Consider the following 10,892-nt stretch of genomic DNA (forward strand, 5'->3'; position numbering starts at 1 on the left):
GCTGTTTGATGTCGGGCTCGTTGGGAAGGAAGTACTTTAGCTATTGATGGGTATATCTAACTGATATCTACCGGAGCTGAAAAAATGAATGACCAGACAAAAAGCAAGTTGACCGCTGCGCAGGCTCGTCAGGCCTACACGACTTGGTATTTACAGGAGAGGGCAGACGACTTAGCTGATCCCTTGGATCCGATTATTTTTCCAGAGTATTTTCCAGGATTTCCCGAATACGAAAGATATATACCTCGAGCGTTGCAGGGAACTGATCTTGAACTGGACGTCCCGGAATGGCCAGAGCCAGCCCTAGGCGGCGAGACAGATACACTCAGGATCTTCGTCAGGCCCAAAGGGAGCGCCGATTGGGGAGCGCCTACGGATATACATCCGATTGACGGGCCATTTGTTCCTGGTGACTTTCCCTATCCGACTACCGTGAGTGCTGCCGCTTTTGTAGACGAAGGGACTTACGAGTTGATGTACAGCGTAGAAATCCCTTCGGGGGACATTGCGGAATCCCTTGTAGAGGAGTTCGTTATCGACAAGACCCCGCCAAATGACGGTCAATCGTCCATCCGCCCCTTGGAATTCGAAGATCAGATCGCTGAAGACGACGGGTTGACAAAGGAATACCTGACGAGTGTCAGTGCGACAGGTGTGCCGCTGATCGTACCTCCTTACGCAGGCGCACGTAATCAGGACGCCATCGAGGTTTACGTCTTGTTAGAGGAAGACATTGTTCCGCACAAAGTATTTGATGATGTAATTCCTAACAGTCGGATAGTTTCTATTCCAGTTTTGTTTTTGATGGGAAAAGAAGATGGTTTACTTGCTTTCATATTTAAACTAAAAGATATCGTGGGTAATACCGGTCCAGATTCGGCACCTCTCGAAACTCATTTACTGCTCCTTCCCCGTCCTGTGGGGCCGTTCCGTCCCCTGAGGGTTCCACTGGCCGAAGACGCCAAGACATTGATTGATTTGGCCGACGTTCGAGCTGGAGTCCGGGCATTGGTGCCGCGCTATACGAACCACGGAAAGAATGATCGTATTTACCTGACGTGGGGCACGCAGACAGCCGGTACGCCCCACAGAGTCGGAGTTAACCCGACAGATCCAATCATCATTGATGTAAGCGATACTGAACTGATCGTACCGGATTATGGTGGCGCTACTGGCGAAAAAGCGACGGCAGTCACTTATCAGATCCAACGAGGCAAACTCTCGTACGATGCTGACAGTCCGCTGAACATCAAAGTCGATCTATCTCAGCTCATCGACCCTTCCATTCTGCCAGCGGTGCTTGTCCGAGGAACTGGCCCAGCGCCAGAGAATAACAAGCTGCTGGAAAGCGACAAGGGACTGAATGCAACGGCGACTACCACGGTACCTTTGGGCTTGGTCGGCGTTGACTGGGCGAGGCTGTACTGGGGAGATCTACCCGATTACGTATCTGAAGTAACACCCGTGCCGGCTGAAGGCGATCCTCTCATATTCGATGTGCCATGGACTGAGATCGAGAAGGTACCGGGTATTCTTGTTGATGTGTGGTATGAGGTCGGCGTAAACGGTGACAACAACCCTTCCCCTTCTCCTGTTACGCCAGTGAATGTAGAGGAGGCCGTGCCTATCAGGCTGGCAGTGCCGGAGTTTCTTGATGCCAGGTTTGTAGGTACCGTTTGGTGGGTCAATTGCAGCTCCTGGATCGGTCCAGACGCTAACTTGCGGTTGCATATTCCACCGAATCCAAAGCTGTCGGCAGGTCAGCAAATGAGCATCAGCGTACAAGGATATTCTGATTTTCCACCTGCCACGACAGTGGGAACGGCTTGGACAAAGACGATTCCTTCACTGAGCCAATCACAAGTGGACGATGGATTTACAGAGTTGGTTGGGCCCCGGGCCAGTTTTTTTGACGATTTGCTAGGGCGCAGGGGGGCGTTGAAGGTTGACTATACGGTGGTGATCGGCACGTCGACATTGTCAGGTACGCTTTCAATACGTGCCAATTCGAAGGATGCGGCAGGTCTGTGCCCCATAAATCCTTGATCTTCCTTAGGTCTGGAAAAAGGCGAAGAAGCGGAAAGAAAAGAATTCGGTTTTTTTCTTTCCGTTGTTATTTCCAAGAGATCGAGAAGTTTTGTTGATGTAAGTTTATGGGATTTTTCCTGTCTGTATTTGGGATTTTTCCTACATGCTGTGGGTGGTTATTTGAGTATCCTGCGGCCGCCTTGCACTTTGATTGCCGCTGAGTCGTGAGGAAGTACACGTTCACTCTTACTTCAGGTCCATCACTATGCACTCCTCAAATTCCGCACGATTGCTTTTGTCCGGTATAGCTCCGGTGTCTTGTTCTCTTGTTTTGTCGATGTTGGTAAGCACATCGGTGCAGGCCGACTTGGTAGAAAATGGTGAAGTCAGGGACATTGTCCCTGGTACGCCGAGTGATCGCTACTCAGTCGTCACAGGTTCCACGCTCAATGTGAATGGCGCCAACATAATGGATGTTATTTCAAATAACTCCACGATTAATGTCCGCCCTGGTAGTACGACCCAGCAGATATGGGCAAGTAACGGTTCGCGAGTGGAACTTGATGGTGCCACGGTGACTGCCACGGGTGCCGGTGGCATCGCTGGAGTGCGCTTGGAAGCCAGTGAAGCAACGATCAACAACAGCACCGTGACCAATGCCAACGGGATTGGCCTGCATTTGTTGCAAAGCTTCGGCGTGGGGTCGTCGGCGACGGTAACTGCCGGTAGCGTTATCAAAGGGCTGGAAGGCGGAGCCTTTGCCTCGGCGTTAAGCACTCTGGATGTCAGCAACTCTCATATCGAAGGTACGGGCGCCGATAGCTACGGCGTCAGGTTGTTCAGTGCCGACGCGAAATTTACCGGCAGCACGATTATCGGCGGCCTGAATGGACTTGATCTGCGGGGCAATCGGCCACTTCCGCGTGAAGGCAACGTGTTGCTCGATGGCACGACCGTTGAAGGCAAAAACGGTGCGGCCATCCGTGTCTCGCCTGCCAATGCCGCATCCACGGTGATCAATATCGATCTGACCAATGGTTCGAATCTCATCGCAGGCAATGGCAATTTGCTTGAGGTTGTCGGCGGTTCCACAGCGAACATGGGTGTGAGCAATAGCGGCGGTGTCGTGCTGAAAGGCAACATTGATGTATCCGAGAACAGCACCGCCAATCTGAGTTTCGATCAAGGCCACATGGAAGGTGACTTTATTGTCGAGTCCGGAAGCACCGGCACCCTGGGGCTCGCCAACGGTTCGTTCTTCAAGGGCAATCTGGTCAACGTTTCCGGCGTAACGATCAACAGCGGTTCTGAATGGGAAATGGCTGGCGACAATACTGTGGGCGCCTTGACCATGAACGCGGGAACGGTGGTCTTTGGCGGTACTGGTGAGTTCTATCAGTTGAATGTGGGCACCCTGGCGGGCGAGGGAACCTTCAAAATGGATGTCGACTGGGCCACCAATCAACACGATGTGCTCAATGTCACTGGCGTTGCCAGCGGGGATCACACGTTACTAGTGGCTGGCTCCGGCGACGATCCGGCGTCTGCACAAGCGCTGACCCTGGTGAAAACGGCGGCGGGCGACGCGACCTTTGGCTTGGTCGGTGATGAAGTGGATGTGGGGACCTACTCTTATAAATTGGCCTCCGCCGCGAATGGTTCAGGGGGAACTGATTGGTTCCTCGATCCCGAGACTGCGACGATCAGCCCCGGTACCCGTACTGTCATGGCCCTGTTCAATACCGCTCCGACAGTCTGGCAGGGTGAGCTGACCAGTCTGCGTAGCCGCATGGGTGAGTTGCGTTTCAATGGAGGCAAGTCGGGCGCGTGGGGCCGTACCTATGGCAACAAGTACAATGTGGATGCGGCTTCCGGTATCGGCTACAAGCAGACTCAACAAGGCTTCTCCCTGGGCGCCGACGCGCCGCTGCCCATGGGCGACGGACAATGGCTCATCGGCGCGATGGCGGGCCACAGCAACTCTGACCTGGATTTGAGCCGCGGTAGTTCAGGCACCGTGAAAAGCTACTATGTGGGGGCTTATACGACTTGGTTAGACGCGGACACCGGCTACTACTTCGACGGTGTGCTCAAGCTGAACAGTTTTCATAATGAGGCAAAAGTCTCGATGAGTGACAGCAGCCGTGCCAAGGGTTCCTACAACACCTCGGGCCTGGGCGGCTCGGTGGAATTCGGACGGCATATCAAGTTGGACAACAACTTCTTCATCGAACCCTATACCCAGTTCTCGACGGTGGTGATTCAGGGCCAGGATTATCACTTGAACAATGGTATGCAGGCTGAAGGCGACCGCACCCGTTCTTTCCTCGGCAAGGTCGGCATGACCGGCGGACGTAATTTTACGCTTGACGACGGTACGGTGTTGCAGCCCTATGTCCGGCTGGCGATGGCGCATGAATTTGCCAAAAACAATGAAGTGCAAGTCAATAACAACGTATTCAATAACGACCTTTCGGGTTCGCGCGGTGAACTCGGAGCGGGTATAGCAGCGCAGCTCAGCGAGCGTTTGCAACTGCATGCCGATTTCGACTATGCCAATGGTAAGCATATCGAAATGCCGTTCGGCGCTAATGTGGGGCTGCGCTATAGCTGGTAAGTGCTGGAACCCGCTGGATATCACCCAAAGAACCCTGCCTCAGTGCAGGGTTCTTTCTATTTGAAGCGGCTCATCCTGCGGAAGGTGAAATGAATGATGGAGGGCGGTCGTTCCGCATAGTGCCGGCCCCTTGTTCGATGACCCACACCTCACCTGCCAATGCCCAGGCCCGTGCCGGCCGGATTGAGGTCCCATAACCCCCACGTGGCACCATTGGACATGGTGAGCGCATAGATATACACCGGCGGGAGCGGCCATTTGACACTGCTGGACCATGTGTAGGCTCCCCCCCAAGGCCAGCGGCCCCTGTAGGCAGCGCTGATTGCCAGCAGCGTGCCAAGATCCGGGACGCTCAAGCCACGTGAAGCGGCGACGCTGCGAATCGTCTGGTAATGCCCGCCCCCAAGGTTGTGACACAGCCAAACACCTGTAACTGTAACGGTATAACTTTTTGACTGGGGTGGCGTGGCCGAATCGGTCGCGGTGATGACCGTGCTGCCATTGCGGCGAACGGTTACCAGGCCGCCGCCATCAACCTCGGCGACTCCTCGATTGCTGGAGCTATACCGATAGGGTTGTACCCCTCCGCTGGCGCTATGACGTACCGACGTGCCGGCGCCGAAGTTGGGCAGCGCGGTGCTACCGTTGAGCATGTAAGCTACTCCACTCAATGTCACAGGGCTTTGATTGAAGTTCAACGGTGGCGTTGGCACCAGCACAGTAAAAGTTCGCGGCTGTGAAATGGGTAAATTGTCCCCGTATAGCGCTTTCGCGGTCAGGCTGTAGCTACGAGGTGTCACGTCCAACTGCGCCAGGTTCCATATGCCTGCGGCATCCGCCGTGACTTCGGGACCGGCCGTCGTGGTACCAAGTATCTGCACAACTTGATAAGCGCTGGCGTTGCCTCTCAAGCTCACTCTATTGTCGGTCGTCGTGGCGCCGTTATTGAGTTCGCCGCGGGAGTCTTGAACGCTGCTGATAGTCGGATTGACAACGCCTGTCACCGTGAAAGACCGCGGTGCGGACGGCGGAACGCCCACGCCATAAAGCGCTTCGGCAACGATGCTATAACGCTGAAGGGCCAAGGCGCTGAAGGTGGTGCTCCAGCTACCGGCACCGTTAGTTGGCTCTTGCGGTGCCGGGGTTGAAACGCCAGTGATTCTTACGTTCTGATTGGGATTGGCTTGGCCCCTGACCGTAACTTGTCGATTAGCGGTGTAGCCTTCATGGGCAACCTCACGCCAGACGTCCCTGATACTGGTGATGGTGGGGGCGTTGGCGGCTTCTACGGAAAAAGTACGTGGCGATGAAACAAAGCCGCTGCCGTCCAGGGCATGGGCGGTGAGCCGGTAGGATTTCACGCTTAGCGGGGACATGATATGAGACCAGTAACCGTCGATGTCTACCGGCAGGATCTCTCCTGCAGAGCTGCCGTCGTAGAGCTGGATACTAGAATCGGGTGTTGCCGTGCCACTCAATGTCACCCTGTTGTCGAGGGTGTTTTCTCCTTCACCCACCTCACCCCAGGAGTCCCGGACGCTGGTGATCGCTGGCACGACCCAATCATGACGAGTCTTGAAGGTATAACGGGTCAGGGGAAAGGTGAGCGCATAGATTTCTTCGGTTTCGGCGCTGAAGCCCACCTTGCATACAACGGTCAACGGTGTGTTATGGCCCAGCCGTTCCAGCTCGGTTCGCAACGCAATTTCGCTCAGGCCATTGGCAACCTGACTGTCATTCAGTTCATGGCTATCGAGCAACGAAATGGAATGGGATGCTCCAGTATCCGTGTTGCCCTCAAGTCGCAGCCAGATACGCTGCTTGGCGGCGATGAACGGCCACTTTCCAAGGGTGACGTTGGCATTGCCAGTAAAGGTCGCCAGGTTCAGTACTAGCGTTGTGCTGTTTGCCTGGGTAATCCGTGGCTTGGGCAACTGGTTTTCCGGGTCCTGGAAAGCCGATACTTTCAGCGCCAGGGTTTCGGAGGGAAATAAGAAGCCTTTGTGCGTCACCTCATAGCCAAGCATCACGTTACGGTTGATATTGGCTCCGACCACCGAGGCAGGGATATTGAAACGAACGCTGCCAGTGGTACTTCCGGGCAACTCCAAATCATCGGAAGTCCCGGCACCGGGGGTGCCCAGCCAATTCAAATGAACGGTATGCGGCTCGTCCATGCTCGCGTATCGAACCTCTACCGTGGCGCCGGCGAGTGCATTCATCGGATCGAGCACATCTGCCGGCGATGCTTCGATCACCGTTGGTACCGGGAGTTCGCCCAGTAGATCGCCGATCGCCAGCTCCAGCAGGCCCGAATATCGATACCGGCCGGTGAGTTTTTCAAGGACAACATAACGAATCCGGACAATGTCGCTGATGTTCGGTTCGATGTACTTGCGCAGGATAGTAAAATCCAGTGCCTTGCCGGCGCTGACTTCGGATATGGTCACCCAGTTGCTGGTGCTGCCATCACCGGGATTTCCGTGCCAGTAATAGGTGAGAATGTCGCCCTTGGCGGTGCCGAGGTATCCAATGCGTAGGGTCACGCTGCCGGTATGGATTTGCGGATCCAGTTTATTATCAGGTGCTTCTACAACCAGCGGTGCAGGGATTTCAGCACGGATGACCTGGACTTGGGCGTCGAGGAAGTCGGATTCCCTGACGTCATACACGACTGCGTTGTCATTGGATACCCAGTAGCTCAGCCTCAGGCTGCCTCCCCTGAGTACCGCGATATGTTCACCGGGGACGAACATGACGATGTCAGTGTCGACTTGATTGTCGCTGACCGGATGCTCGTCTTCATGCAGGTATGGGCCACCGTTGTTGGCCTTTTCACCTAGCCAGACCAGCTTGAGATGATCGCCACCCTTCATTCCCGGATAGGCGTGAATGATTACAGTGGCAAAGGGCAGGTCCGGCTCGAGTGTGTCTCCAATCAGTTCTATAAGTGTCGGTGCGGGTAGGGCGGATACCTGCCCCTCGACGCTCGCGAAGGCATGTTTGGACGACAGGGGAGGATCCCCATTGGCTTTCTCCAAGGTATAGAATGCGTCGCCCGAGCCTCCCGCCAGGGCGCGTATTTCAGCGTTGGGGATTTCGAATTCATAAAGGGCGGGCAAGCTGGTGATGGCTGTGGATTGACAGTTTTCCAAAGGCAGGCCGATCACTGGCGTACCGATCCAGACCATGTTCAACGTGTCGTTCAGAGCAAAGTCGGGTGCGAGCGCGACAATCTGGATCGTTACAGGCTGTTTGCCCAGCGTCGACAAATCGATAACGCCGTTGGAAGCTTCCTTGATGATGGGCGCATCCAGTCGGGCGGCTCCGGCGTCCACTGAAATATAAGTACGCAAGGAGTATTTTTCAGCGTAGTTCCAAGCCAGATCAAACACCATGTAGTGCACCAGCAGTCTGGCGCTGTCGCCTCCGGCCAGAATGGTTTGCTGGTCAATCCTTATGAAAATCGAGTCGGTGGTGGCAGCTTCATCAGGAGTCACCTCGCGATATACAAAAGCGCTGCCCCAGGCCAACTGAATTGTGTCGTGGGCCGCTCGACCCGGATAATGCATGATTTCAAGATCGAAACCATCCTTTGCGGAGCCGGCATCGACACCGTTATCGATCACATCCTGAGGGGGCCGCGGGGCCTTCAATTCAGAGTGACCCGGGTTGTGAGGCTCCCTGTCCTTGCCGCCGGGTCGATCCAGCTTGACACGCAAACGCCAAGGTATCGACTCGTCGCTGGGCGCGGTTTCGCCTAGGCGGGTCAACTTGAAGTGGAAGTTTTCGCCCCAAATGGGGGCGATTTTTTCGTGTGGCAATGATAAAAACAGGCGATTGTTGAGCCCACCGACCGGAACAGTCTTCTGTGCGATGTTCTCATCGTTCAGGTAGACATCGACATGGTCGCCCTCTTGCTGGCCGTTCCAAGGGTCGATGACGCAGAGTGCGTCCTTGGGAGGATCTTCGGTCTGAGGGGGGATTGCGAGGTCGAAGACAATGCTGCGGTTGATCCCGAAGTCAGCATCGGTTACTGGACTGGTCCAACCTGCAATGAACAGTCCCCTGAGTTGCAGCGGTGCTGGAGAAAGGGGCAGAGGAGGAAGTAGGCAGGGCATGAACCGGGTCATGGGAAACGTCCAGTTGATGGGTATGTCCTAATTTAATAGCCGTGAAAAGGTGTGCCTACTGTCAACTCTGACAGTAGGCACACCTTGATTCCAGGCATTGAATAACCCCAGAYCTCATCCGACTGGGAGCATGCCATGGACACCGCCGACAACACCCCCCTCAATCTCGATGAACTGGACATTCCCGGCAGCGGTCCTGCCCAYCCACCGGCTCCAGCCGACAGTGTCGGTATCAACATTGCCGCCGCCTGGCTCAACTTTCCCCATCAAGGGTTGCGACTGATTCTACCGTCCTGGCCCAANCCACCGGCTCCAGCCGACAGTGTCGGTATCAACATTGCCGCCGCCTGGCTCAACTTTCCCCATCAAGGGTTGCGACTGATTCTACCGTCCTGGCCCAACATGGGCCTGGGCGATGCCTATAGGGTCAAACTGGGCAACATCCCTGTGTTGACAGGTGATATCCGTGAAGAAACTGAAGTGGACCAGCCAGTTGTAACGCATATCCCGGTAGGCCAGCTCATCGATGGGGACTTTGACCTGAGCTACGAGGTAAAGATATTGGGGGCACCCGGCTACACGCCTTCAGCGGTGACGAAGATCCATGTCAAGATCGATTTTGCCCCACCCGGCGGCCAGGATCAGGACGGTGATACGCCTGGCCACTCCGAACTGAAACTGACGATCCCAATCGAGTTACTGCCACCCGGCGCGGTGGATCAGGAGGCGGCCAGGCAAGGCGTCCCGGTGACCATCGAACCTTACCCGATCATGGCCGAAGGGGATCGGATCAAGCTGTCCTGGGGCGGTGAAACCGTTTGGAAGACTGTAGAGGCACAGCACCTGCCGCCACAGAACACCCCCCTGGTCATTACCGTCGATGAAGCAACCATCCTCAAGGCCGACGACACCGATGCCAACGGCCTGGCGGTGGTCTTTGAAGTCTACGACGTGGTGGACAACAAGTCTGAAGACTGGAGCGCCGAGGTTCGGGTGATCGTGGACACCGGCAACTCGCGTTTGCCGGCGCCGCTGATCAAGGAGGTGTTCAATCTGGTGCTGGATATGGACCAGCTCGGCGAGGCGGACCTGACCTTTCAGGTGGTCGCGGTGGATGCCAACTTCTTCAAGGCGGACGATGAGGTCGAGATGCATCTGGCGGGCATAACGGCGGAAGGCGAAAAAATCGAAGAGGTCATCTATACGCCGGAAAAAATCCTGAGCGTCCCGAGTATCCTCGAGTTCAAGCGCTCCAGCGCCGAAGTGCGACAGTTGGCTGGCGGTCCCCATGCGGCTTTTTTCTACCGGCTGATCAAGGCGGATGGAAGTGATGACTTGTCCTCCAAAATATTTTCCCCGCGGATCGTGGGCCGGGCCAATCCTTTGGCGGCGCCGATCCCTCTGGACGAGATTGCCGGCACACTTGATCCGCAACTGCCCAGTACGACCATTGAGATCCCGCTGGACCCGGCCATGGAAGAGGGCAATGCCATTGCGTTGATTTGGAACGGCACCGAGGCGAACGGCACGTCCTATATGCCTGACTTCCCACTGCATCCGCTCAGCAAGAACGAAGCGGAGGGCAGTGTGCCGATCGAGATCGCCGTGGCTGGCGAGCACCTCACCGCCATTGAAGGAGGGACGCTCGATCTGTATTACAAGCTGTTGCGCGATGCGGTGAGCCGGGAGGTCATCGAAGATGAATCGCTGCATGCCGACCTGCTCAGCATCGGCATCCCCCAGGCCGAATTGCCGCTGCCGGTGGTCGAGGGCGAGAGCGACGGCATACTGGACCCGGCGGATAAGCCGGACGGCACGCGCCTGATCGTTCGCCAGTACGGCGGGCAGAAGGCCGGCGACCGGGTGCATATCTTGTGGTGGGGGTCGATAACCGGCCGGTATCGGGATTCGATTCCGGTCACCGAGTTTACCGAGAACCAGGACATCCCGTTCACCATCAGCGCCGCGTTGATCGAAGGCAACCGCGATGGCACGGTGCAGGCGATGTATTGGGTGAAGCGGGTTGGGGGTGGGACTTCTGCCTCAGAAATATTGCACATCAACATCGGCGCACAGGCGATACCGACTCTCGATAACGTCAAGGATGCCAACGG

The 10,892-nt window shown here is 55.8% G+C and carries 3 protein-coding genes; 2 read left to right on the plus strand and 1 reads right to left on the minus strand.

Annotated features, from left to right (window positions below; translation table 11 throughout):
• Positions 1 to 84: 84 nt before the first annotated feature.
• Complete coding sequence (locus tag ASC85_RS19825; protein ID WP_057451001.1) at positions 85 to 2,046, plus strand: hypothetical protein; 1,962 nt, start codon at positions 85 to 87, stop codon at positions 2,044 to 2,046.
• A 319-nt stretch (positions 2,047 to 2,365) separates the two neighbouring features.
• Positions 2,366 to 4,645 carry an autotransporter outer membrane beta-barrel domain-containing protein gene (locus tag ASC85_RS19830; protein WP_236712379.1) on the plus strand — a complete coding sequence of 760 codons (2,280 nt, stop codon included), beginning with the start codon at positions 2,366 to 2,368 and terminating at the stop codon, positions 4,643 to 4,645.
• A gap of 149 nt (positions 4,646 to 4,794) precedes the next feature.
• On the opposite strand, the gene ASC85_RS19835 is transcribed toward ASC85_RS19830, so the two are convergent.
• Positions 4,795 to 8,778: a hypothetical protein gene (locus ASC85_RS19835; protein WP_057451003.1), complete on the minus strand. Its 3,984-nt coding sequence runs from the start codon at positions 8,776 to 8,778 to the stop codon at positions 4,795 to 4,797.
• Positions 8,779 to 10,892: the final 2,114 nt, after the last annotated feature.

This window comes from Pseudomonas sp. Root401, assembly GCF_001425105.1.
Lineage (GTDB): Bacteria > Pseudomonadota > Gammaproteobacteria > Pseudomonadales > Pseudomonadaceae > Aquipseudomonas > Aquipseudomonas brassicacearum.